Genomic DNA, 23,462 nt, shown 5'->3' with positions numbered 1-23,462 from the left:
TCGAAAAATACTGGCGCCCGTTGAAGCGTCGTCCGGTCGCACTGCGCGTGCGATGCGCCTCCGATCTCGCGCTCGGGCGAGATTAAGTCTCTCAAAACAGAAGATGTTTCGATGCTGAACCCATGTCTGGCAGCGGTGGTGTTTGTCGCGGCTTGATCGTTCGCGCTCGCGGGAGACAGCGGCATAACGACAGTGGTGATGAAAGATTGGCGGAGAACTTCGGGTCTGGTCGACGGTTGCTCCGATGAAGAAGCCGAATTCAGGTTTTGGAACGCCGATATTGCCGTCGAATAGGAGGGAAGCATGTGCGTCGCTTTCCTCAAATTTGAGAAGAGTGCGGACGATCGTTTTCCTATCCGATCATCGGATCATCATCTCTGTCGTTAATTCCTGTCAGGGATTGGGAACTTCGTCATCTCGAGCCCCGTGTTTATGGGACGCTTATATCTTTGCGCGTGCGGCACCGTCGAATTCTTATGTGCTTCTCCCTAAGTTACGTTTGCTCGTTACGTGTTGGAGAGCAGTGATGATGCCGAATGACTTTCCCAAGCACTCCGATTTTCTCAAACGCGTCGATCTCGAAGCGGAGGCATTCGAGAAGGAGAAGGAGCGCAATGACAGACAGACTGCGCTGATCTTCGCGGTGCTGATCGCGCTTCTCGCGGGCACAGGCATCATCTTGGTTGCCAGCAGCAATCGAACATCCGGGCCATCGGAACTCCGCGATTGCGCGTCGATCGAATCGGGGACGGAGCGGCTCGCCTGTTTTGACGAGCTGTCTCGACATGCCGCGTCGCCCTTCAAGGGTGCGCCGCCAGCGGAGCTCAGCGGCAAGAAATAACTTCGGGGGGAGGCCGATCTCACATGCTCGACAATAAACGCCGCGCGCAGGTTCTCGAATATTCCATTCTTCAGAACACAACGTTCGAGGGACCCATCATCGGCAGGCTCGATGGACGGAATTTCTCGGAATTCGTTCGCGACGAGTTTGGTCGCCTCTTGGACTACGCCGGTGTTGCGCCGCGCCGCAGTGACGGGAAGTTCGATCCGGACGCGTTGAAGACCGGCGAATTCATTGTTCTGCCCGGATTGATCTACCGTTATCGCCTGAAAGGACGACGGCGAGCCGCTTAATTTGGTCTCGGTTTTTGCGCCGCTGAGTGATCGCAACTTTGGGACATCAGCGAATCAACTTAGAATCCGCAGTCAAATCGTCATTGGAGCGAGTGAAGCGAGGCGGGCTCGCGAAGGCGCTTCATTGCGGGGTGCAGAATGCGGACGGTCATCTGCCATTTTTTTAATGAGGAATACATGCTGCCGTGGTGGCTCGATCACCATCGGCGCGTCTTCGACCACGGCATCATGATCGACTACAATTCCACAGACGGAAGCCGTGAACTGATCAAGAAGTTCTGTCCCGACTGGGAAATTCACACGACGCGAAACGCGTATTTCGACAGCGCCTGCATCGATCGTGAAGTCGAGGATTATGAAAGGACGTGCCGCTCGTGGCGCATGGCGCTCAACGTCACCGAATTTCTCTACGGCAATTTCCAGCAGCTCGACAAAATCATCGCGCCGACGCGGCATTTCATTGGCAATTACGTTTTCGTCGATCCGATGAACGGTCCGCCGCCGTCGTATGGACGTCCGCTGCACGAGCAGGCGACCTTCGGTTATTACGAGGATGACAGCGAGGCTTTCAGGAAATTAAATCTCGGCCTCAGAGCGAGCCGCAGTCTTCACAATTTCGGGCAGCGCTATCCTGAGCGCGGCGGACGGCACTGGTATCAGCGTCCGACGCTCGATGACTTGGCGATTTTCTATTACGGATATTCCGTTCTCAACGAGGAAGGAATCGCGCGAAAGCTTCAGATCAAAACCAAGATGAGTCCCGAGGAAATCCGGACTCATGGTGCTGAACATCCCAACACGGTTACGCGCGAAAAATACTTGGGCAACATCGATCGCCATCATCGGCCGCGATGCAAGGATCTGACCCCGGTGATCGCGAAGTTCGCGAGCTACCAAGGATACGGGCAGCTCGCGCCGGCTTGATCCTGTGCCGCTTGTTCGGGCACATCCGTCATCCTCGGACGGTCGAGCATCGCGAGACTGTTCGGGATCCAGCGTTACATGCGCCGAAGGCTCGATGTTGCGTCTTCGACGACTCTTACGCTGGATCCCCGGCCATCGCCGCAGCTTCGCTGCGTTCGGCCGAGGATGACGAGTCGTGAGCCTGCTTCGTCAGTTTTGCCGATGAGGCTATTTCACGCCGAGCAATTCGACATCGAACATCAGCGTGGCGTTCGGCGGGATGACGCCGCCTGCGCCGCGTGCGCCGTATCCCAAGGCGGCCGGAATGATGAGTGTGCGCTTGCCGCCGACCTTCATCGACGCGACGCCTTCGTCCCAACCCTTGATGACGCGCCCCGTTCCGATGGGGAACTCGAACGGCTGACCGCGATCCAGAGAGGAATCGAACTTCGCGCCCTTTTCGCCGTCCTTATAGAGCCAGCCCGTGTAGTGCATCACGCAGATCTGGCCGGTCTCGGGCGTGGCGCCGGTGCCGACGACGGTGTCGATGATCTGGAGGCCGGATGGTGTGGTGGTCATTTGTGATCCTTGTGGTTCAGCGATTGCTGGATTGACGGCTTGGAAAGCGATGGCTGCGGCAAGCACAACAGCAAGACTGGCGATTGTCGCGAAGCGTGAAAGTCGCATTGGGTCTCCCTATTCCTGAGCCGAGCGCGTCATGCGCTTATCGATAGCGGCGGCGAATACTGACGTTCATGGCCGCGCAAGTGGCTGGTAACGCCAGCGAGGCACCATCAGAAGCGCTGCAGTCAGAAACGCGCCTGTGACGGCCGTCGTTGCCGCAAGGCCCGCAACGTAGGGATGGCTTGGATTCGTTTTAATGGCGACGGCAATCGCGATCGCATGTGCGCCCGCTGTTAGAGCTGCAGATGCGAAATCGTGATAGCGGCGGGCTCTGTTTGCTGAGTTCACCCATCGCGCATCCGTGTTGAAGCTCGGCAGACGTTCATGAGCGCTGCCCAGTTGTTCGAGTTCGGACAGAAATCGGCGAATGTTCGTGAGTGCAGCTTCCGACTTGAAGTTGAGAAACAGAAGGCACAGCGATGCAAGCGGAAATCCGAGCAGCAGCCATGGCAGGGCGCTCGAGTTGGGTTGATCGGTGCCCGGGTGCGAGAGCGCGACCATTGCCGCGATCAAGGAGAGCGTCATCGTCACGTACAAAGCAAGCGCCTGCTGCCGTTGGGAGATGCGTGCGTTTGCCTCTTGGGCGGCCGCGATAAAGCGATAGTTCGCATCTACGATCGACATTCGCTGTCCTCAGCAGATATTTCTCACGCACTCATCAGCTTCGGAAGAAACGCTTCGTGCGCCGCTCTCGAGACATCGGGTGCTGAACGTTGGGCGCTAAACCGGTGGCTTGGACTTATTCAGGATTGCCTCGAGCCGGCGGTGATATTCCGACTCGATCGCCAGGACATGCTGGTAGACGTTGTCGAGTTCTTCCTTGCGGTCCTCGTTCTGCGCTTCCTCGACCCAGGTGGCCAATTCTTCGCGCAAGGTGAAAAGGACGTCGAGCGCGCCTTTGATCTCGCTCAGTTCCTGCTCGGGTTGGGGAACGCTTTCGCTCGCCATTGAGGAGGCCCTTTCCGCTGTAAGTGCCAGCAACGCTTACCACCGCATTAGGTGCCCGGAAAGATCAGCTAACCGCACCAGTAAGTAGGCCTTGCTATGAACGCCGTCATGCGCCGAGTTCTGCCTGCATCAGCTTCGGCAGAAACGCTTCGTGCGCGCTACGGAGTTCCGACAGCGGCAAGGGCTTCTCGCCCTTGAGGGCGATGGCGTCGCCGCCGACGCGGCCGATGATGCGGGCGGGAAGTTCGAGAAGGCGGGCGCGCTCCAGGACTTCCTCAGCCTTTTGCGGCGTCACTTCGACGACGTAGCGGCCTTGATCCTCGCCGAACCAGATCGCGTGGGCTGGGAGCTTGCCTTCGTAGGGGTAGAGCTCGACGCCCAAGCCGTTCGTTCCGCCTGCGAGCGCCATTTCGGCGACGGCGACGAGAAGTCCGCCGTCCGAGCAATCGTGGACGGCGAGCGCGCGGCCTTCGCGGATCAACGTGCGGATGAGACGTCCGGCCTTGATTTCATCCTGGAGATCGACGGGCGGAGGCGCGCCATCGAATTTGCCGGTCGCGTGGCGCTGATAGAGCGACTGGCCGAGATGGCCTTCCTCGCGGCCGATGACGATCAGCATATCGCCTTCGCTCTTCAAGCGAATGTCGGCGATCTTGCTCCAATCCGGCACGAGGCCGACGCCGCCGATCGCGGGAGTTGGCGGAATGCCGATGCCGTTCGTTTCGTTGTAGAGCGAGACGTTGCCCGAGACGACGGGATAGTCGAGCGTGGTGCAGGCTTCCGCCATGCCGCGCACGCTGGCCACGAACTGGCCCATGATCTCGGGCCGCTCTGGATTGGCGAAGTTCATGTTGTCGGTGATCGCGAGGGGATCAGCGCCGACGGCTGTAAGATTGCGCCAGGTTTCGACGACGGCCTGCTTCGTGCCTTCTTCGGGATCGGCGGTAACGTAGCGGGGCGTTACATCACACGCGACGGCGATGCCCTTCTTCGTTCCGTGCACGCGGACGACGCCCGCGTCGCCCCCCGGACGGCCGACGGTATCGCCCATCACCATGTGGTCGTACTGTTCCCAAATCCAGCGACGGGAAGCGAGAGCAGAGCCGCCCATCAAATCCTTCAGCGTGCCGAGGATAGAGTTTGGCGCGGGTACCCATTCGGGGAGAATTTTCGAGGGCTTCTTCGGCTCGATGTACGGTCGCTTGTACATCGGCGCGGAGTTCGCGAGCACGGGCACTGGCAGATCAGCTTCGATGTTGCCCTTATGCTTGATGACCATGCGCTGGGTATCGGTCGTCTGGCCGATGACGGCGAAGTCGAGACCCCATTTGGTGAAGATGGCTTGCGCCTGTTCCTGCCGTTCCGGCTTCAGGATCATCAGCATGCGCTCTTGGCTTTCCGAGAGCATCATCTCGTAAGCCGTCATGCCGGTTTCGCGCTGGGGCACGAGATCGAGATTGAGCTCGATACCGACGCCGCCTTTGTCCGCCATCTCCGACGTCGAGGATGTGAGACCGGCAGCGCCCATATCCTGAATCGCGATGATACTGTCCGTCGCCATCAGCTCGAGGCAGGCTTCGATCAACAGCTTCTCGGTGAAGGGGTCGCCGACTTGGACGGTCGGACGTTTCTCGTCGCTCTTCTCGTCGAATTCGGCGGAGGCCATCGTGGCGCCGTGGATGCCGTCGCGGCCTGTTTTCGAGCCGACGTAGACGACCGGCAGGCCGACGCCCTTCGCGGCGGAATAGAAAATCTTGTCCGTCTTCGCGAGGCCGACGCACATGGCGTTGACGAGGATGTTGTTGTTGTAGCCCTCGTCGAAGTTGGTCTCGCCGCCGATGGTCGGGACGCCCGTGCAGTTGCCGTAGTGGGCGATGCCGGCAACGACGCCGCCGACGAGGTGGCGGGTCTTGGGGTGATCCGGCGCGCCGAAGCGCAGCGCGTTCATGTTGGCAACGGGCCGCGCGCCCATCGTGAAGACGTCGCGCATGATGCCGCCGACGCCGGTCGCTGCACCCTGGAAGGGTTCGATGTAGGAGGGGTGGTTGTGGCTTTCCATCTTGAAGACGACGGCGTCACCGTCTCCGAGATCGACGACACCGGCATTTTCGCCCGGGCCCTGGATCACTTTCGGGCCGGAGGTCGGCAGCGTCTTCAGCCAGACGCGCGAGGACTTATACGAGCAGTGCTCGCTCCACATGACCGAGAAAATGCCAAGCTCACAGATCAGGGGCTCGCGGCCGAGGATTTCGAGCAGGCGCTCGTATTCGTCGGGCTTGAGGCCGTGCTCGGCAACGATTTGGGGGGTGATCTTTCGCGTAGTCGTATCGGTCATAAGGATCTCGTCGGGCGCTCGGATTGCGACCGCTTATATGGGCTCGGGAACGGTTTGTCGCCTTCGCGCTCAGACGGGCCCAACGGCCAAACGTCGCGATGTCGCGGCCGCCCTCAATTCGGGGGTGGGCGGCAATCCCGCCCCGGCGGGGAAGGGTTTCGCTCGGAGAGCTAGGCCAGAAATCCAAGGACTAGAGGGGGCGGCCTTGGTTCACCGGTGTTTCGGCCTGCTGGTGCCCGAGCCAGTCATGCAACTCGGCGATCTGCTTGTTCTGGGACCTGATGATGCTCTGGGCCAGCTTCCTGATTTTGGGATCTTTGCCGTACTCCAGTTCCACCTTGGCCATGTCGACGACGCCTTGATGGTGGGGGATCATTTTGGCGACGAAATCGACCTCGGGATTGCCGGTGTAGGTCACGGACCTAATGTCCTCGTCCATCTTGAGGATCGCGCATTCCAGCGCTTCTGTGGCAGGCGGGCACGGCGTTTTGGCAACCCAATATGTTTTTGCACGATCTTTCGTTTTGCCCGTTCGCGGGGTCACGGGGGGCGTTACGGCCGGGAAGCCAAGGCAAACCAGGGCGGTGAAGTTTTTCATAAGACTTCCTTTCCGGCAAAAAGGCTGACGGCGAGCCTTTTTCGACTATCCGAAGGTCGTTGGGAATCCCGGAACGTGGGGGCTCAGATTTGATCCGAGTTTTGTGCGCATTGGATGCATCGCGATGGTCGCGCGCTCTCAATCGGTGACGGCTCGATCTCTCATCGGGATTTCGATTTCGAGGTGTCTTTTACGCGCTTTGGATGTGGCACTTTCCGTCCTACCCGTTTGGACTGTGACCGTTTCGCGCTGCAAAACTCGCAGTTCGGAATTGCGCTGTGTAGGGATTTTCTTCGGTCGGTCAGTAGCTTATTTCGGCTGTCTAGCGACGACGTCACGTCCAGACAATTGTGCGCGGATTTGAACTCGCCCGCTTAGACAGTGGAGATCCTGTCATGACACGTTCCGCAAAACTCACAGGTGTTGTGCTTCTTTCGAGCTTGGCTTTGCTTCCTGGTGCCCGTGTTTCGTCGGCTGACGAGGCGGCTTATCATGTCGCTCCGCTCAAGGGCATTACCTTGGCGGTCGGGCCGAAGCGGGCGGTTGGCTATTACACCAACGCCGGAAATGCCTGCCATCTGACGCTCATGCTGGCGGATTCCTACACCGAGGGCGACAAGGCGGCCTCGGAGCCGGTTCGCATCAATCTCACCGTGCGTGAAGGCACGTCGGCGCAGGTCGATGCGTTGGATGGATCGCTCTCATTCGCATGTGCCTCGGGTGCGTCAGCGATGATCATACAACCGGTGCAGCAGGTCGCGTATAACGCAATTGCGAAATAACGACGGACTTTTTCTCGGCGCGCTTCCAAGTCCACGCTTGCAAGTCGTTCGGGATGGGGTGGGAGCTGCAACTCCCGCCCTTTTTTTATTTTTCTATGCCGCTGAATTCATTAAGTTTTGTCGTTTTCGAGATCTCTGTGCGGCGCGCATGAGAGACCTGCCATTTTGCCCACTGGCGGAACCTGGGTCGATCACATATCTACACCGTAGAAGAGGCGGCCCGGGGGCCTTATCCCGGGATCCGGTACGGGATTGAGCCCGGCCGTTTAGCCAGACAGGTGATGTTATGAAGGCCATCGTGTTCGCTGTGTTCCAGTCGATGAGGTCCGGTTATGCCGACCCTCGCAAAAGCCAGCGGCGCGGGAACATCCGCTAAAGGCGGATTGTTCGACTGCATGGGAAAGGGGCCTTTCGGCCCCTTTTTTGTTGTTTGGTGGGGAGCTTAGTATCTGCCCGAGAACGAACGGGCCGGGGTCGCGGCGTAGAAAATTCTTTCAGATCTGAAGCGCGGCGCCGAAGCCATTCGGATGAGCTGCTGCTTCGTCAAGCGGCGGAGATTTTCTGACAAGCGGAGATAGAGTTGCTTCATGCGGATGAGGCGGACCGGGCTCGCCGCATTCGAGCGCTGCTCGCGGTCGATCATTTCGCGAACACGCGAGACGCGTTCGAGAAGTGTGATGAGACGTCGGGACATGAATTTTTCCTCCGGATTAGGGAGGTGCGTCCGGGCAATTCGACTCAGCACCGGGCACACCCGATGCGGTCCGACATCGCAGCACCGTTATGGCGCTGCCAGAGGGGCCCGGCCCCGCAATCCTAACAGACGTAGGAACGGCTCCGCTGCGCTCCAAGAGGGCCATCGCAAATGCCACGAAATGATCACAATGGAAGCCGGACGCACGTGCTGTTGCGAGTGGGGCTGAGCATCCGACGGCGGTGATGGGGAACCGCGACAGAGCCCATGAATTCCGTCATCCCGGCGAAGGCCGGGATCCCGACAATGAGCAGCGCATTTGGTGCGCGCGGCGCGTGCTGTAATCAAAGCAGGCACCGAAGTTGTTGAAGCTTGTCTGGTGCCGACCTTCGTCGGCATGACGGTGGTTGGGGTTGCTTGTGTGCCCTAACGGCACTCTGCGCTTCTAGCTCGTCATCCTTGCGCGCGTGCACCTTCCTCGCAGTTTGTCATCCCGGCCGGAGCGTAGCGCAGAGCCGGACCCAGAAACGCGAGGAAGGTGGGTCCCGGGTCACGCGAGAGGGCTCGCCCGGGACGACAACCGAGTGGGGTGGGGTTCGGTCGGAGAGGGCTAGGCCGCGGCTTCGAGGGTCGAGAGCAGCATGCTTTCGAAGACGCGTCTGCCGTCGGTGCCGCCGAGGGCCTTTTCGTAGAGGCGTTCGGGGTGGGGCATCATGCCGAGGACGCGGCCCGTCTCGTTGACGATGCCGGCGATGTTGCGCTGGGCGCCGTTCGGGCAGGCGTCTGCCGTCGTCTCGCCTGCCGCATCGGAATAGCGGAAGGCAACGCGGCCTTCGCCTTCGAGACGGTCGAGCGTTTCACTATCGGCGAAGTAGTTGCCTTCACCGTGTGCGATCGGAACCTTGATCACTTCGCCCTGGCGGTAGCACTTCGTGAAGAACGACTGATCGTTTTCGACCTTCAGGAACACGTCGCGGCAGATGAAGTGCAGCGAGGCATTGCGCAGAAGTGCGCCGGGAAGCAGCCCCGACTCGCACAGGATCTGGAAGCCGTTGCAAATGCCAATGACGGGCGTTCCGCCTTTCGCCTTGGCGACGACGTCCTTCATGATCGGCGAATGCGCGGCCATTGCACCGCAGCGGAGATAGTCGCCGTAGGAGAAGCCGCCCGGCAGAACGATGACGTCGGACGAGGGGACGCTGGCATCGCCGTGCCAGACCATCTTCGGCGCGAAGCCGGTCACCCGCTCAATCGCGGTTTTGACGTCGCGATCGCAGTTTGATCCCGGAAAAACGATGACGGAGGCGCGGAGCATTCGCACAGGTCCAAAATAGGAAGGATGACGGTTTAAGTAGTGGGACTCGGCTTCGGTGTCCACCTGCCGAGCTGTCCCACTCGTTCCGCGCCACCTTCGCTATCGCCCCCCCGCGCCCCCTCCGCGTCAAGGGCAGGGGAGAAATGTGCTGTTTCCCTCCCAGGTCGAGCGCGGCACCAGCGTCTTCTGCTCTTAAATTCCGCTCCCCCTTGCGGGGATGGGTTAGGGGTGGGGGCAATTTCCACTGTTCGAACGCGCGTTCCCCCACCCGGCGCGATGCGCCACCCTCCCCGCAAGGGGGAGGGTAAAGTACGCCATCATCACGGAGAGCCGAGTGGCGATTGCTCGCGTTTTTTTCGTTCGGCTTCGTCGCGGGAGGCGTTGGTCAACCGGCTGTCTTCTGCCTTCGCGGCGGCGACGAGCGCGACGAAATCAGCCTGGTTGCCGTAGCCGCAGGCCTTGCTCTGTGCCGTCCACACGCTCGTTACCTGCTTGACGAACTTGCGCAGGACAACAGCGGGGTGTCCGGGCTGGCCGGGCTCAGTGAAGGTGATTTCAACGCGCCAGACGTCCGGCTCGGCGACCGTAATGACGTTCGGGTTGTCCCCGGGGCGCCGTTCGGCGCCGGGAAGCCATGCCGCCCAGGTGTGGAGGGCCTCGAACCCGATTCTGCAATCGAGATCAGGAGCGGGCTCGGAGAACGCTTGGCACGGCGCGAGAGCTACCATGGCAAGCGTCATCCCGAACCTTGGCGCCATCGATCACCCGATTTCGTAGCTGTAATTCTCGATGACGGTATTGGCCAGCAGGTCCTTGCACATCTGCTCGACGATGGCTTTCGCCTTCGCCGGGTCGCTCTCGGAGAGATCGACCTCGATGTACTTGCCCTGGCGGACGTCGCCGACGCCCGTGATGCCTAATCCCTTGACGGCGCCTTCGATGGCTTTGCCCTGGGGATCGAGCACGCCGTTCTTCAATGTGATTTTGATATGGGCTTTCATGGCGTCCTTCATTCTCTCTCCCCGCATTCGAGCGGGAAGAGAGAACAGAGTGTCAGTTAGTTCGGCTTGCCGTTGACGGGCGTTACCGGACCGTTGATCGGAGTGTTCGATGCGACGAGCACCGGACCTGCACCGCGCGGGCGCGGGGTTTCGGTCAGGACGCCGAGGCGGCGAGCAACTTCCTGATAGGCTTCGAGAACGCCGCCGAGATCGCGCCGGAAGCGGTCCTTGTCGAGCTTGTCGCCCGATTGAATGTCCCACAGGCGGCAGCAGTCCGGGCTGATCTCGTCAGCGAGGACGAGGCGGATCTGCTCGTTGTCGTAGAGACGGCCGAACTCGACCTTGAAGTCGACGAGGCGGATGCCGATGCCGAGGAAGAGGCCAACCAAGAAATCGTTGATACGCAGCGCGAGCTGCATGATCTCGTCGATCTCTTGCGGAGTTGCCCAACCGAACGCCGTGATGTGCTCTTCCGAGACCATCGGGTCGTTAAGTTCGTCCTTCTTATAATAGAACTCGATGATCGAGCGCGGCAGCTGCGAGCCTTCTTCAAGGCCGAGGCGCGTCGATAGCGATCCTGCAGCAACGTTGCGCACGACGACTTCGAGCGGCACGATTTCAACTTCGCGGATCAACTGCTCGCGCATGTTGAGACGTTTGATGAAATGCGTGGGCACGCCGATTTCGCCGAGCTTTGTGAACACATACTCGGAGATGCGATTGTTCAGAACGCCCTTACCCTCGATCAACGCGTGCTTCTTCGCGTTGAAGGCGGTTGCGTCGTCCTTAAAGTGTTGAATAAGGGTGCCCGGTTCAGGACCCTCATAGAGGACCTTTGCCTTGCCCTCATAAATTCGCCGACGCTTGTTCATTCCTGGACCTCTGAGGATCAACAGCTTGCTCTCACTCATTGCGATACACGGATCTTTTCACGAGTTCGTACACGGACGCTGACGCCTTGATTCTCCAACGTGTTTTCTTCATGTCGGGAAGGAAGCGGCGCACCTTTCGCGCTCGGATGTCTTGGCCGGACACTAGCTGAAGGAGGGGGGCGACACAATGTAGACCATGAGCCGCAGCGCCTCTTATGGTGAGCGGCAGCCAAGCCGTTGATTTAACTCAAAGCACGCGGTAACCGTGCGTCGAGATATGCATTTGTGGGGCCTCTGCAATACGCGTACAGCGTGCAAATGCAGTTCATACAACCAAAAGTCCATACCGGCTGGCAGTCCGGGCGAGGAGGATGACGCATGACGACCTTCGACAATCGCGAGCGGGGATTTGAGAACAAGTTCGCCCATGACGAAGATCTGCGTTTCCGAGCCGAGTCGCGTCGCAACAAGGCGCTTGCTGAATGGGCCGGCGCGAAGCTCGGGCTCACCGGAGATGCGCTTGAGGCTTACGTGAAGGAAGTTCGCAAGGCCGATCTTCTTGAGAAGGGCGATGAGGATGTGTTCCGGAAAGTGAAAGGCGATCTCGAAGCAAAGGGCGTCGCGGTTTCCGAAACCGAAATCCGCAGCTTCATGGCTGAAGCGCTCTCGAAGGCCGTGAGCGATATCGAGTCGGCGAAGAGCTGAGAGTCTTTGTTGAGCGTTGGCGACGCTCTTTAGTGGGCGTTTGCGACTCCCCTGCGGTGAGCCGGCCGCAAACGCCGAAAATACCGGAAAGTTTCGCGGACGGGGCTCTTTCGGGCCCCGTTTCGTTATCCGGCGAACGTCGGCATGACGGTGGCAGTCATCCGAGAGTGCGCAGAAATTTTCCGAACTCGAGAAGTCCTTCCGGCCAGGGACCGTGCCCCGACGCGGTGCTGATGTGGCCGCTTTCTCCCGCATCGCTAAGGGTTGCACCCCATTTCGCCGCTAGGTGTTCGGCGCGAGCATAGCTGCAATAAAGGTCGTTGTTGGCGACGACGACGTGCGATCGAAACGGCAATCGTTGTTGGGGCAAAGTTTCGAAGCCGCCGTTACCTTTCTCGGGCGGCCATCGCTGGCTGCCGTTGTCGGGCCAGAACTTGGCATAGTCGAGATCGGCCGGTGCTACTAGGAACGCGCCGATGACGCCATTGCGTTTCAGCTTGCCGGCGGCGAGCACCGTGGCTGCGACGCCGAGCGAATGAGCGACGACCACGACCGGCTGCGTCGCGCCGCCCGCGAATTTCGCGATGCGGTCGCCCCAGGCTTCGACCTCGGGATTTTCCCAATCATGTTGGATGACGCGACGCGCTGTCTTGAGATTTCTCTCCCAGCGGCTCTGCCAGTGATCAGGGCCGGAGCCCTGCCAGCCGGGCACAATGAGAATGTCGACTTCCGATGTTTTCATACCGGAATCTGATTAACGGACAGCGGCGGAGGATGGAAGAGCGGCAGAGCGACCGGGCTCTCAAGGAATTCCAACACCACAGTTTCTGGCGGCGGATGGCGCAGAGCCGCTACGGGGGCATGAGTTAGGGGAGGGAACCGCAGGAGGGGCATGGCGTTGGCGAGTACGCACCATCCGCAGTCTGAGGAGACCCCCCTTATGAAAATTGAAAATCTCGAAGACCTGTTCAATCATACGCTCGAAGATATTTATTACGCCGAGAACAAGCTGGTTAAGGCTTTGCCAAAAATGGCGAAGGCTTCGGATTCCCCGCAGCTCGCCAAGGCTTTCACGGGGCACATGGAAGAGACGAAGGAGCACATCGCCCGTCTCGATGAGGTGTTCAAAGCTCTCGGCCGGAAGTCGAAGGCAACCGAATGCCCGGCCATCAAAGGCATTCTGGAAGAAGGCGAGGAGCTGATGTCGGAGATCAAGGATCCCGACACGCGCGACGCAGCGATGATCGCTGCGGGCCAAGCGGCCGAGCATTACGAGATCACGCGCTACGGCACGCTCGTCTCGTGGGCGAAGCTCCTGGGTCACAAGGAGATCGCGACGATCCTCGAAAAGACCTTGAAAGAAGAATACGCGACGGACGACAAACTAACGAAGCTCGCAGAAGGCCGTCTCAATAAGGAAGCAGCGTAAGTCTTATTGCATCGTTGGCGCCGGTCGGCCGTAACCAATCGGCTGGCTGGCGCTGGCCATGCCGCCGCTCGCGATTACAGCGGCGGCGTGGGCGGGTCGGAGAGCAGGTAGAGAACGTAGGTTGCGCCGCCGGGGGTGCCGTTGGCGCGGGTCAGCGTTCCGAGCGGTTCGATCTTGCGGAATTTCTGCTTCATCAATGGCAGGTCGACACGTCTTTCGAGCTCGACATAAAGAGCCGGTTTTTCCAGCAGAGACGGAGCAAGCGGCGGCAGGAATTCATAGCGAATGCGCTGATCGAGCTGCGCGACTTCGCTTCGCCCCTTGAGGCCCATGAGGAGTTGTCCGGTCGTCGCGTAGCTTGAGGTCGCGACCCAACCAGCATTCGTCTCGCGGCGCTTGGCTTCGATGGCGTCGGCCAAGGCAGGCCAGCCGCGCATCTGTTCCGTCGGGTCCTTTGCTGTCGCCGCTAAAGGATGAACGGCGTGCGCGTAGATGGCCACCGTCATCGCGAAGCCGATGCCGAGCGCGACGAGGAACGTCGTGCGCTGTCTTTTCAGCGAAAGGTTCTGGAGAGTGATTGCGGCGCAGATCGCGAGTGATGGATAGAGCGGCGCGGGCCAGTTGCCTTGCACGCGATCATGCAGCGCATGGGCGGCGAAGTAGATCAGCATCGGCAGTATCGACGCCGCCAGCAGCACATCGTTGCGCCTCTCGCCCCGGCTTTCGATTGCTGAGCGGGTGATCTTCACGAGACCAACGATGGCGAGCACTGCGATGACAGGGCTCGCAAGCGCGAGGAAGACGCCGATGAATTCAAGCAGATAGGTCGGTCCCGCAGCGCCGCTGTGTGCGACGCGTCCGAACTGCTTCGTGAACGATGCCCAGTCATGCTCGGCGTTCCAGATGACGACGGGGCTCGCGACAATGGCCGCGATGACGCCGCCAATCCAGAGCTCGGCCGTGCGGAACCATTTGCGATTTTCGGGCGCAGCTATCAGCCAGACGAGAATGGTGCCGCCGAGAAATAGGTTCGTATATTTCGAAAGAAAACCGAGACCCGCGAACAGTCCGACCGCGAGCCACCATCTCGGGTTTTGGCTGCGGTCCAGTTCGGCGAGCGCCCAGACGACAAGCCCGGCGAAAAGCACGGAGGGCAGATCCGGCGTGACGATGATGCCGCCGACCGCGAGCAGCGGCATCGCCAGCATGATCCAAACCGACGCCCTAGCGATTTCCGCTCCGTAGAGGAGGTGGGCAGTTCGCCAAAGAACGAGGGCGCCACCTGCACCGATCAGCGGTCCAAGCAGCCGGACACCAAGTGTCGTGTCTCCGGCGATGGCGCGTCCCGCGCCGATGATCCAGGCGACCATCGGCGGGTGATCCAGATAGGAGAGCGAGGAGCCAAGGGACCAGATTCGATAGTAGGCCTCGTCGTCGACGAGGCCGAGGTAGCTTGCGAGGCCCAGACGAATGGCGGTCAACGCGAGGATGGCGGCGAGCAGGATGCTGTTTGCGTTTCGCTCGTCGAGCTTTCGTGCGGAGGGCGCTGGGCCGGTCGCCGCTTCGGTGGTGAGAACGGCCGTCATCGCCGCCAGGTGAGAGCAGAGCTGACCGCGTAATTGAAGACGGCCGCCATCAGTGCGCCTGCGATGCCGGCGCGCCACCACGTCGTATCGTGGCTGTAGACGAGGTCGGCGACGCCGATGTTGGCGAGGGCGCCGACGCTGCACACGGCGTAGAAGATCAGAAGGCCCTTGATCGCCTCGAACCCGCTCAAGCGGCGATCACGGAACGTCAGGACGTTGTTCAAGAAGAAGTTGAAGGTCATGGCGACGAACGACGCGAAGATCTGGGCGGCGTTGAAGGTTGTGCCGCTGACGTGGATCGCGAAACGAAGCGCGAGAAGATGGATGATGAGGCCCAGCGTTCCGACGAGCGCGAACAGGACGAACCGGGGCGGCACCAAATTTCCGGAGACCTTGGCCAGAAGCAGCCCGAGAAAATCCGCGATTACGATGCCGTCGAGCTTCGACTTGCCTACCCGGCGCGGGCGGAAGACGTAGGGCATCTCGTGAATGCGTACGCCTGCGGGCGCGGACGCCAGAATGTCGAGAAGGAGTTTGAATCCGCCCGGCGAAAGGTTCGGTGCGATCGTGTCGATCAGGTTTCTTTTGAGCATGAAGAAGCCGCTCATCGGATCGCTGACGTTCGTCCGCAGGAGGAGGTTCGAAAGAGCCGTCGCAATCGTGCTCGATATGCGGCGCGCCGTCGAAAAGCCTTCACGGGCCTCGCCCGACTGGCTGTAACGGGTGCCGATGACGATGTCAGCGTCGCTGCCTTCGATGTCGCTCAACATGGCCGGCAGCAATTTTTCATCGTGCTGGAGGTCGGCATCGACAACGGCCACGATATCGGCGGCGGAGGCGAGCATGCCTTCGATGACGGCGCCCGCCAGTCCGCGGCGGCCGACACGGCGCATGGCGCGGACGCGCGGATCGTTCGCGCCGATGGAGCGGATGACGCCCATCGTGCCGTCAGGGCTGTCGTCGTCGACGAAGATCACTTCCCAGCGGACGCCGGCGAGAGCGGCATCGAGCGCGGCGATCATCGCGGCGATATTTCCGGCCTCGCAGTAGGTCGGGATGACGACCGTCAATCGCGGCCGCAAATTGCCGGCCTTGCCCAAAGACCCAACGGGCGGGCTCAAGGTATCCGACGCGGAGATGCCGGTTAGCGGTTCGGAAGTTACCATGAGCACCATCGAGCAAGCGGATTGGGCGGGTCGGTTGCCGGATTGGGGCCACCTGTCCGCGAAATCAAATCGAACAGCAGGTAAATGCCGGCGACTGTTGCGGCCATCGCAACCCCGGCGAAGATGACGTCAGATATGAAGTGTGCGCCTTGCGACATGCGCACGAGGCCGGAGAAAAGGCCACAGAGAACACCCGCGAGAAGGAGCCGCCTTCCCATGCCAGCAAAAAGAAATGCGGCTGCGAAGAACGCCGTGTAGGCCATCGAAGCTTCGCCCGCTACGAACGAACAGTTTTTCTCGCACTGCTTCGAAGGCACGAGCGGAGGCGTATAGGTTTTCGTACCGCCGAACTCGACGAGGTGAACGGGTCTCGCCCGGCCCCAATTGTCTTTGAGAATGGTGTTGCTGACGATGCCCGGTCCGATCACGAGGCACGCCGCTAGGAAGAGCCATTTCGGAGCGGTGAGACCAAAGCTGGCGCGCTTGCGAAGGACGGAGGCCGCGAGACCCGCGGCCGTCAGAATGCAGAGACCGACGAAGGTGGAATAAAGCGTGAGGCGGATCACGTCGGCGATGGTGCTCGATGCGCCGTAATAGATGCCGCCGCCTTTGCCGACAAAGACGCCGTCGCCCTTATAGAAAAGAGCGGCAGTGTTGATATCGACCTGGGGGAACAGGTTGAAAAAAATGCCGGCGAGCACGCCGACAATCGCGGCACCCCAAAGGAGCAACGCGACTAATCTGCTTTTTTCCTGTGCTCCACAGTCGGCTTGCGGTTCGCCCGCGATCATGATTCCCATCGGACCCAATATTCTCCGCCCGTGGCTCGCTTAAACTTCCAGTTTCCGGATGTCACGTAGCAGAATTCGACCGGGCCAGTCACTCAGCCCAAATCCGATTCGATCAAACGGCGAGGCTCGCCTTCCAATGTGTCGAAAAGGAGTTGCATGCATCCGGCTGTGATGGCCATCAAAACCCCCGCGAAGATGACGTCGGACAGGAAGTGCCCGCCTTGAGCCATACGCGTCAATCCGGCAAGGCCGCCTAGCAGAATGCCGAATGCTACAAAGTTGCGGGAGAGTGATCTGAAAAGAAGAGCAGCGGCGAACAGCACGATAAATACCGAAGAGGCCTCGCCTGAGACGAACGAGCAATTGAACGAGCATTGGCTTGAGGGCGGGAACGGCGCGGTGAACGCCTTGCTGCCGGCGAATTCGACGACATCTCGCGGACGGGCTCGGCCCCAGTGGTCCTTGAAGCCGATGTTCGCAACCACGAGGGGGCCTGTCAGCAGGCAAAGGGCGAGGAACAGCCATTTTCTTATTCCGAAGCCCAGCCAGCTGGAGGCCGTTCGGCCTGAGATGACCAATCCAACGACGGTCAGAGCGCACGTCACATAGAAAGCGGCGTTGAAGCCGAAGCGTATCACGCCAACGGCCGGCAACTGATTGCCGACGAACTGGCCGTTTCCCGCGTAGAACAGATGGGCGACTTTGAGATCGATGCCGGGCATCAAGGCGAAGACGGCGAACGAAAGGGCGCCGACGGCAACGGCGCCCTTGATCAGGTCAATCGCATCGATACCCGGCTTTTCTTCGGCCGGATCATGCTCATGGCGCTCTTCAATACCGAAAGCAAAGCCCGGCGCCGACATCCCACCACCCCAACATAATCTCGAGCTGAAGCCTATCGTCAGCCGAGATGGCAGCGGCACGTCAGTTTCGTTACAATTCGGTGACGGAGCGCAGGTGAAGGTTCATGCGTTGCCGAATACGCGCCGGAAGATCGTGTCGACGTGGGCGGTATGATAATCGATGTCGAACATCGCATCGAGCGCGGCGGGCGGCACCTTCGCCGTCACGTCCTTGTCCGACTTGAGTTCGGTCAGAAAATCCTTGCCCAATTCCCAGGTCTTCATGGCGTTGCGCTGAACGATGGCGTAGGCGTCCTCGCGGCTGACGCCTGCCTGGGTCAACGCCAGAAGTACGCGCTGGGAATTATGCAATCCGCCGAGCTTCTCCATGTTGCGCTTCATCGTCTCCGGATAGACGACGAGCTTTTCGATGACACCGGCGAGGCGAGCGAGCGCGAAGTCGAGCGTGACTGTCGCATCCGGGCCGATCATGCGCTCGACGCTCGAATGCGAGATGTCGCGCTCGTGCCAGAGGGCGACGTTTTCCATCGCAGGTAGCGCGTAGGCGCGAACCATGCGGGCGAGACCCGTCAGATTTTCCGACAGCACTGGGTTTCGCTTGTGGGGCATCGCCGACGAGCCCTTCTGGCCGGGCGAGAAGTACTCTTCCGCTTCCAGCACTTCCGTTCGCTGCAGATGGCGGATCTCGATGGCGAGGCGCTCGATGCTCGAGGCCACGACGCCGAGCGTCGCGAAGTACATGGCGTGGCGGTCGCGCGGAATGATTTGCGTCGAAACGGGCTCGGGTACGAGGCCCATTTTCTCGGCCACGTACTCCTCGATGCGCGGATCGACGTTGGCGAAGGTTCCGACCGCGCCCGAGATGGCGCAGGTGGCGACTTCTTTCCGGGCTGCAACCATGCGCTCGCGCGCGCGCTCGAATTCAGCGTAGGCATAGGCGAGCTTGACGCCGAACGTCGTCGGTTCGGCATGGATGCCGTGACTGCGCCCGATGGTGATGGCGTCCTTGTATTCGAAGGCGCGGGTCTTGAGTGCGGCGAGCAGACGGTCGAGGTCCGCTATCAGAAGGTCAGCGGCGCGCACCAATTGCACGTTGAGGCAGGTGTCCAACACGTCGGACGACGTCATCCCCTGGTGGATAAAGCGGGCGTCCGGGCCCACGTGCTCGGCGAGGTGGGTCAAGAAGGCGATCACGTCGTGTTTCGTTACCGCCTCGATTTCGTCGATGCGAGCGACGTCGAAGGTGGCTGCCGAACCTTTTTCCCAGATGTTTTTTGCCGCAGTCTCCGGAATTATGCCGATCTGAGCGCTGGCTGTCGCGGCGTGGGCTTCGATTTCGAACCAGATTCTGAAGCGCGTCTCAGGCTCCCAGATGCGGGTCATTTCGGGTCGTGAGTAGCGGGGTATCATAGAGATAAATCCTTGATGCAACGCGGGAGGCGTAGCAGACGGGCAACGCTTCAGCAATCGCGCGAGCCGAGGATGTGGACGCCACAGCGAGACGTTGTCGGGCGCTAATTCTCTGCTGCTCTGCAGCAAATGCTTTGCAACAATTCGTGAATGGCCGCCTCAATTATCGCCAGTGTATCGCCACGAACACGTGACCTATTTCGTCATTACGAGCGGGGCATTTCTGTTTTTCATTCAGGTAATATTCAGGGCAGTTAAGTCACACTCGTAAAAATCGTCGGTCTACGTTCGAATTAGCGCATTCTATTCGCGGGCGGGTGGGCCTACATTGACTAACCCAAGGATGTAATGAGTCGAGGAACTCTCAGGGTGGCACGATGATCCCCCGATTGAGTTCCGCGCCAAAAACCATAGCGGGAGACTTGAAGAAATGTCGCAACAGATGGGCAGCGGGGAGCTGGCTGAATTGGTCCATCAGATGGAGCAGTCTGAGGACGATCCGCGCCAGTGCTACGCCCTCGTGAAGGAAAGAATCACAGAGTTTCGCGATTCGGGCCGGGATATTCCCGATGAATTAACGAAACTTGAAAGGCGTCTAATGACGGAATGCATGCTGGCTTCTCAAGGCCGCTGATATTCCCATCATCGCAGGACCGTAATAACCTGCAATTGCGCTTCGTTGATTTACAACTAATCTGGTTTACTTAGGTCGGCTTGCGCAATCTGGCGCGGGGCGGCCTTTTGTTTATGTGCCCCCAAGATGCGAGGCTTTGCCGCCCTGACGCCGCTGTTTGCTGGGCTGCTTACAATACGTTGTGAGTGCCGTCGCAGTAGGGTTCGTCGTCGGTCGCCTTGCAGCCGCAGAGATTGAAGGTGCCGGAATGGTCCGGGACGAACCGCATCGGTTCGAAGGACGTGCCTTCATGCGAGCCATCGCAGAAGGGCTGGGTCTTGGATCGGCCGCACCGGCAATACCAATATTCCTGACCCTCAGTGAGTTCGACCTGGTAGGGCCCGGTTTGGGCAATAACGGCCTCGTCAGACATCCTTGTACTCCAATCTCGTATCGCTCCACTTAGGCTTCCCAAACTCGGGTCGCCTAAGGGTGCGGGCGCAGCGTTGTCGCCGCTTTTGAGGACTCGCTATCGGGTTTAGGCCTGCCGGGCAAGTGCTCCAAACTGTCTCGCCATGCCGGCGAGCGGTGGGCTGCCTAACATTCAGGCTGGCAAATATTTTCAGCAAAGGGATTGTAGACATCAGCAAATGGCTGGGCGAAGGTCAGCTCCGGCCTGGAATCCCTGAGGCTCGGCGATGGGTGGCTTCGGCCGGCTAAGCGGGGAAGTCTTCAGCGCCAAAATGTGATCGCCTGAGACAGCAGATGATGAGGGGCCCACGCATGTCCGATCTCTTTCGCAAGAAATCTGTCGCCTACGACGACTCGGACTTCGGCATGAAGCGCGTCTTGAGTGCGCTCGATCTGACGCTGCTTGGCGTCGGCGCCATCATCGGAACCGGCATTTTCGTGCTGACTGGCATTGCTGCGGCAACACAGTCAGGCCCGGCAGTCGTTCTCTCGTTCGTCGTCGCGGGGTTTGCCTGCGGCTTTGCGGCGCTCTCCTATGCCGAGTTGGCGTCGAGCGTCGGTGGATGTGGAAGCGCCTATGGCTACAGCTACGCGGCCTTCGGGGAACTCATCGCCTGGATCATCGCTTGGGACCTCATCCTCGAATATGGCGTTTCGGTCGCGGCCGTCGCCAATGGCTGGTCGGGCTACTTCAACAACGCGCTGACAGCAATCGGACTCGGACTGCCTGAACATCTGACAAAGGGGCCTTTTGCCGGGGGTGTCGTCAATCTTCCTGCCTTCGGCATCGTCTTCGTGTTGATGATCATGCTGATCGTCGGGGTGAAGGAGACGGCGCGCATCAATGCAGCGATGGTCGCGGTGAAGCTTTCCGCGATCGCCATTTTTCTTGCGGTCGCGATTTTCAATATCAATCCTGCGAACTGGACGCCGTTCGCACCTTTCGGCTGGTTCGATCATGCGGCGGACGGCAGGCCGGTCGGCATTCTTGCCGGCGCGTCACTCGTCTTCTTCGCCTACGTCGGCTTCGATGCTGTTTCGACGGCTGTTGAAGAGGCCCGCGACCCGCAACGCGACGTGCCACGCGGCCTTGTGGGCTCGCTCATCTTCTGCACGATCATCTACATCGTTGTTTCGGGCGTCCTGACGGGCATCGTCAATTACACGGAACTCAACGTGTCATCGCCCGTCGCGTTCGCCTTACAGAAAATCGGCTTCAATTGGGCTTCAGGGTTGGTCGCCGCCGGTGTCATCGCCGGTCTGACGACCGTGATGCTGGTGCTCTACTACGCGCTGACGCGCATCATCGTCGGCGTCTCGCGGGATGGTCTGCTGCCGCCCTACTTCTCGGTCGTCAACAAGCGGACTCATACGCCGGTGCGGACGACCGTGATCGTCGGCATCATCATGGCCGTGATGGCGGGCTTCATTCCGCTCGGTGTCCTTGCCGAACTCGTCAACATCGGAACGCTTGCCGCCTTCATTCTGGTCTGCGCGGGCGTGATCTCATTGAGATATACGCATCCGGATTTGCACCGGCCATTCAAAACGCCCGGCGGCATCACTCTGCCGGTCCTCGGCGTTCTGTCGTGTGGCGCTCTGATCGCCTTCCTGCCGTTCGAAACGCACTTGCGTTTCGTCATCTGGCTGGCGATTGGGCTCGTCATCTACTTCGTCTACTCGATCCGGCACAGCAGGCTCGCGGTTAACGTCCCGGCCAATTAGCCTATCGGCCTCAAAGACCTCTGGAAAAAGATAAAGGGCGAGAGTAGGTTCCCGGCCGACCGCGGCCGCCTGTAAGCTTGCCTGCTCATCCGTCGGCCCCGGATACGAGGACCAACACAAATGGATTGCGACAGTCGAAGCGACACTTCGATTTCGCCGGCATTCGTTCCGCTCGCCTGATATTCGGGCCTGCTCGGACGGCTGCGCGGCGGCCGAGAACCGGAAAGGCCTGACATGCTGCGCAGCTATCGCCGCGAAAATTCGTACCTCGTATTGGGACAGGAAGGCATTCCGACCGAGACGGCGGTCCCGCTGGATCTCCCCGTCTGGATCGATCTCTACAATCCCGCTCCGCAGGACAACCGCTACGTCGAGCAACTCTTGGGAATTTCGCTGCCCACGCGTGAGGAGATGCAGGAGATCGAAGTTTCGGCCCGGCTCTATCAGGAAGACGGGGCCGAGTTCATGACGCTGACGGCGGCGTCTCTGCTCGAGAGCGACGAGCCGATCAACACGCCAATGACCTTCGTCCTCAAGGGCAGTACGCTCGTGACGGTTCGCTATGCCGAACCGAAGGCCTTCGCCAATTTCGTCGTTCGCGCGCAGCGTTCGAATGCCGTGCCGGTCTTCAACGGCGAGCAGATCATGATGGGCTTGATCGAAGCACTGCTCGATCGCATGGCGGACGCTCTTGAAAGCGTCGGAAGCGGCATCGATCAGGTCTCGAGGCAGGTCTTCCGCAAGGGCGGCAAGGGCAAAGAAAAGGCCTCCCCCTCCGGCGAGGACTTGCAGGCCGTGATCGAGAGAATTGGGCAGGACGGTGATCTGTTGACGAAGGTTCGCGAGAGTCTCGTCAGCATCAACCGCGTGCTGACCTATCACACGAGCGTCGAGCAGCAGGACAAGAAGGTCACGAAGGAAGCCAAAGCGCGCACGAAGGTTCTCTATCGTGACGTCGTCGCGTTGACCGATCAGGCGACGTTTCTGTCGAGCAAGGTCAACTTCCTCCTCGACGCGACGCTCGGGCTTATCAATCTGCAGCAGAACCAGATCATCAAGATTTTCTCGGTCGCCGCAGTCGTGTTTCTGCCGCCGACGCTCGTCGCTTCGATCTACGGTATGAACTTCGCGGACATTCCGGAGCTGAGGTGGGGGCTCGGTTATCCGTGGGCGCTTGGCATGATGGTCGTCTCGGCGATCCTGCCGTATCTCTATTTCAAGCGCCGCAGGTGGCTTTAATGCTGGGCGTTGGCTGCTCCGCTTCGCTGAGCCGGCCGATTCCTACGTTTGCGTTGGCGACTCCGCTAGCGCGGAGCCGGCTGCCAACGCCGGTGATTTAGCAACACCGTCATGGCGGCGGACAGCAAGCGCGAATGCGCTGCTCTTTGTCTGGATCCCGGCCATCGCCGGGATGACGGACATAGATACGCTGTCATG

26 protein-coding genes are annotated in these 23,462 nt (G+C 60.0%); 9 read left to right on the top strand and 17 right to left on the bottom strand.

Going from position 1 to position 23,462, the window contains the following annotated elements; translation table 11 throughout:
* The first annotated feature begins 526 nt into the window (after window positions 1–526).
* The 3 genes from G359_RS14140 to G359_RS14130 all read left to right on the top strand — a co-directional run bounded on the left by G359_RS14140 (window position 527) and on the right by G359_RS14130 (window position 2,058).
* Window positions 527–841, top strand: a complete 315-nt coding sequence (locus G359_RS14140) for a hypothetical protein (RefSeq protein WP_045836651.1) — start codon at window positions 527–529, stop codon at window positions 839–841.
* A gap of 23 nt (window positions 842–864) precedes the next feature.
* A complete protein-coding gene (locus G359_RS14135) occupies window positions 865–1,134 on the top strand; it encodes a hypothetical protein (RefSeq protein WP_045836650.1) in 270 nt (89 codons plus the stop codon).
* A gap of 138 nt (window positions 1,135–1,272) precedes the next feature.
* Window positions 1,273–2,058, top strand: coding sequence for a glycosyltransferase family 2 protein (locus tag G359_RS14130; RefSeq protein ID WP_045836649.1), 786 nt, complete (start codon window positions 1,273–1,275; stop codon window positions 2,056–2,058).
* Between the two features lie 207 nt (window positions 2,059–2,265).
* Here G359_RS14130 and G359_RS14125 read toward each other — a convergent pair whose 3' ends face one another.
* From G359_RS14125 to G359_RS14105, 5 genes are all read right to left on the bottom strand, one after another.
* Entirely contained in the window at window positions 2,266–2,724 is a 459-nt protein-coding gene (locus G359_RS14125; protein WP_045836648.1) for an FKBP-type peptidyl-prolyl cis-trans isomerase, read from the bottom strand.
* Between the two features lie 66 nt (window positions 2,725–2,790).
* A complete protein-coding gene (locus G359_RS14120; RefSeq protein WP_045836647.1) occupies window positions 2,791–3,345 on the bottom strand; it encodes a hypothetical protein in 555 nt (184 codons plus the stop codon).
* A gap of 96 nt (window positions 3,346–3,441) precedes the next feature.
* The gene (locus tag G359_RS14115) at window positions 3,442–3,669 is read right to left on the bottom strand and encodes a hypothetical protein (RefSeq protein WP_045836646.1); all 228 of its coding nucleotides are present in this window, start codon (window positions 3,667–3,669) and stop codon (window positions 3,442–3,444) included.
* A gap of 106 nt (window positions 3,670–3,775) precedes the next feature.
* The gene (gene purL, locus G359_RS14110; RefSeq protein WP_045836645.1) at window positions 3,776–6,004 is read right to left on the bottom strand and encodes a phosphoribosylformylglycinamidine synthase subunit PurL; all 2,229 of its coding nucleotides are present in this window, start codon (window positions 6,002–6,004) and stop codon (window positions 3,776–3,778) included.
* Window positions 6,005–6,194: 190 nt separating this feature from the next.
* On the bottom strand, window positions 6,195–6,602 hold the full coding sequence (locus G359_RS14105) for a CopM family metallochaperone (RefSeq protein WP_045836644.1): 408 nt from the start codon (window positions 6,600–6,602) through the stop codon (window positions 6,195–6,197).
* A 395-nt stretch (window positions 6,603–6,997) separates the two neighbouring features.
* Between G359_RS14105 and G359_RS14100 the strand changes: the two genes are divergently transcribed.
* A complete protein-coding gene (locus G359_RS14100; RefSeq protein WP_045836643.1) occupies window positions 6,998–7,384 on the top strand; it encodes a hypothetical protein in 387 nt (128 codons plus the stop codon).
* 442 nt (window positions 7,385–7,826) lie between these two features.
* On the opposite strand, the gene G359_RS14095 is transcribed toward G359_RS14100, so the two are convergent.
* The 5 genes from G359_RS14095 to purC all read right to left on the bottom strand — a co-directional run bounded on the left by G359_RS14095 (window position 7,827) and on the right by purC (window position 11,266).
* Window positions 7,827–8,078, bottom strand: coding sequence for a hypothetical protein (locus tag G359_RS14095; protein ID WP_045836642.1), 252 nt, complete (start codon window positions 8,076–8,078; stop codon window positions 7,827–7,829).
* Window positions 8,079–8,688: 610 nt separating this feature from the next.
* Window positions 8,689–9,393 carry a phosphoribosylformylglycinamidine synthase subunit PurQ gene (purQ, locus tag G359_RS14090; protein WP_045836641.1) on the bottom strand — a complete coding sequence of 235 codons (705 nt, stop codon included), beginning with the start codon at window positions 9,391–9,393 and terminating at the stop codon, window positions 8,689–8,691.
* Window positions 9,394–9,713: 320 nt separating this feature from the next.
* On the bottom strand, window positions 9,714–10,151 hold the full coding sequence (locus G359_RS14085; RefSeq protein WP_045836640.1) for a hypothetical protein: 438 nt from the start codon (window positions 10,149–10,151) through the stop codon (window positions 9,714–9,716).
* 3 nt (window positions 10,152–10,154) lie between these two features.
* The gene (gene purS / locus G359_RS14080) at window positions 10,155–10,394 is read right to left on the bottom strand and encodes a phosphoribosylformylglycinamidine synthase subunit PurS (protein ID WP_045838031.1); all 240 of its coding nucleotides are present in this window, start codon (window positions 10,392–10,394) and stop codon (window positions 10,155–10,157) included.
* A gap of 56 nt (window positions 10,395–10,450) precedes the next feature.
* Window positions 10,451–11,266, bottom strand: a complete 816-nt coding sequence (purC, locus tag G359_RS14075; RefSeq protein ID WP_045838030.1) for a phosphoribosylaminoimidazolesuccinocarboxamide synthase — start codon at window positions 11,264–11,266, stop codon at window positions 10,451–10,453.
* Window positions 11,267–11,644: 378 nt separating this feature from the next.
* Between purC and G359_RS14070 the strand changes: the two genes are divergently transcribed.
* Window positions 11,645–11,971: a DUF1476 domain-containing protein gene (locus G359_RS14070; RefSeq protein ID WP_045836639.1), complete on the top strand. Its 327-nt coding sequence runs from the start codon at window positions 11,645–11,647 to the stop codon at window positions 11,969–11,971.
* Between the two features lie 157 nt (window positions 11,972–12,128).
* Here the strand turns inward: G359_RS14070 and G359_RS14065 are convergent, their stop codons facing one another.
* On the bottom strand, window positions 12,129–12,713 hold the full coding sequence (locus G359_RS14065; protein WP_045836638.1) for an RBBP9/YdeN family alpha/beta hydrolase: 585 nt from the start codon (window positions 12,711–12,713) through the stop codon (window positions 12,129–12,131).
* Between the two features lie 198 nt (window positions 12,714–12,911).
* On the opposite strand from G359_RS14065, the gene G359_RS14060 reads away from it, so the two are divergent.
* Window positions 12,912–13,400: a YciE/YciF ferroxidase family protein gene (locus G359_RS14060; protein ID WP_045836637.1), complete on the top strand. Its 489-nt coding sequence runs from the start codon at window positions 12,912–12,914 to the stop codon at window positions 13,398–13,400.
* Window positions 13,401–13,474: 74 nt separating this feature from the next.
* Here G359_RS14060 and G359_RS14055 read toward each other — a convergent pair whose 3' ends face one another.
* The 5 genes from G359_RS14055 to purB all read right to left on the bottom strand — a co-directional run bounded on the left by G359_RS14055 (window position 13,475) and on the right by purB (window position 19,216).
* Complete coding sequence (locus G359_RS14055; protein WP_052699390.1) at window positions 13,475–14,986, bottom strand: glycosyltransferase family 39 protein; 1,512 nt, start codon at window positions 14,984–14,986, stop codon at window positions 13,475–13,477.
* The gene (locus G359_RS14050) at window positions 14,983–16,152 is read right to left on the bottom strand and encodes a glycosyltransferase family 2 protein (RefSeq protein ID WP_156150782.1); all 1,170 of its coding nucleotides are present in this window, start codon (window positions 16,150–16,152) and stop codon (window positions 14,983–14,985) included. Before G359_RS14050 ends, G359_RS14055 begins: the two co-directional genes overlap by 4 nt.
* The gene (locus G359_RS14045; protein ID WP_052699389.1) at window positions 16,146–16,952 is read right to left on the bottom strand and encodes a phosphatase PAP2 family protein; all 807 of its coding nucleotides are present in this window, start codon (window positions 16,950–16,952) and stop codon (window positions 16,146–16,148) included. Before G359_RS14045 ends, G359_RS14050 begins: the two co-directional genes overlap by 7 nt.
* An 83-nt stretch (window positions 16,953–17,035) precedes the next feature.
* Window positions 17,036–17,806 carry a phosphatase PAP2 family protein gene (locus G359_RS14040; protein WP_045836636.1) on the bottom strand — a complete coding sequence of 257 codons (771 nt, stop codon included), beginning with the start codon at window positions 17,804–17,806 and terminating at the stop codon, window positions 17,036–17,038.
* Between the two features lie 102 nt (window positions 17,807–17,908).
* Window positions 17,909–19,216, bottom strand: a complete 1,308-nt coding sequence (purB, locus tag G359_RS14035; RefSeq protein ID WP_045836635.1) for an adenylosuccinate lyase — start codon at window positions 19,214–19,216, stop codon at window positions 17,909–17,911.
* A 430-nt stretch (window positions 19,217–19,646) separates the two neighbouring features.
* On the opposite strand from purB, the gene G359_RS14030 reads away from it, so the two are divergent.
* On the top strand, window positions 19,647–19,850 hold the full coding sequence (locus tag G359_RS14030; protein WP_045836634.1) for a hypothetical protein: 204 nt from the start codon (window positions 19,647–19,649) through the stop codon (window positions 19,848–19,850).
* A gap of 169 nt (window positions 19,851–20,019) precedes the next feature.
* Here G359_RS14030 and G359_RS14025 read toward each other — a convergent pair whose 3' ends face one another.
* Entirely contained in the window at window positions 20,020–20,262 is a 243-nt protein-coding gene (locus tag G359_RS14025) for a CDGSH iron-sulfur domain-containing protein (protein WP_045836633.1), read from the bottom strand.
* A 350-nt stretch (window positions 20,263–20,612) separates the two neighbouring features.
* Here G359_RS14025 and G359_RS14020 point away from each other — a divergent pair, with 350 nt between their 5' ends.
* Together G359_RS14020 and G359_RS14015 are read left to right on the top strand one after the other, a co-directional pair.
* Window positions 20,613–22,025 carry an APC family permease gene (locus G359_RS14020; RefSeq protein ID WP_045836632.1) on the top strand — a complete coding sequence of 471 codons (1,413 nt, stop codon included), beginning with the start codon at window positions 20,613–20,615 and terminating at the stop codon, window positions 22,023–22,025.
* 234 nt (window positions 22,026–22,259) lie between these two features.
* Entirely contained in the window at window positions 22,260–23,264 is a 1,005-nt protein-coding gene (locus tag G359_RS14015) for a magnesium transporter CorA family protein (RefSeq protein WP_045836631.1), read from the top strand.
* Window positions 23,265–23,462: the final 198 nt, after the last annotated feature.

Origin of the sequence: Hyphomicrobium sp. 99, assembly GCF_000384335.2 — a bacterium.
Lineage (GTDB): Bacteria > Pseudomonadota > Alphaproteobacteria > Rhizobiales > Hyphomicrobiaceae > Hyphomicrobium_B.
This window is presented reverse-complemented; position numbering and strand designations above follow the sequence as displayed.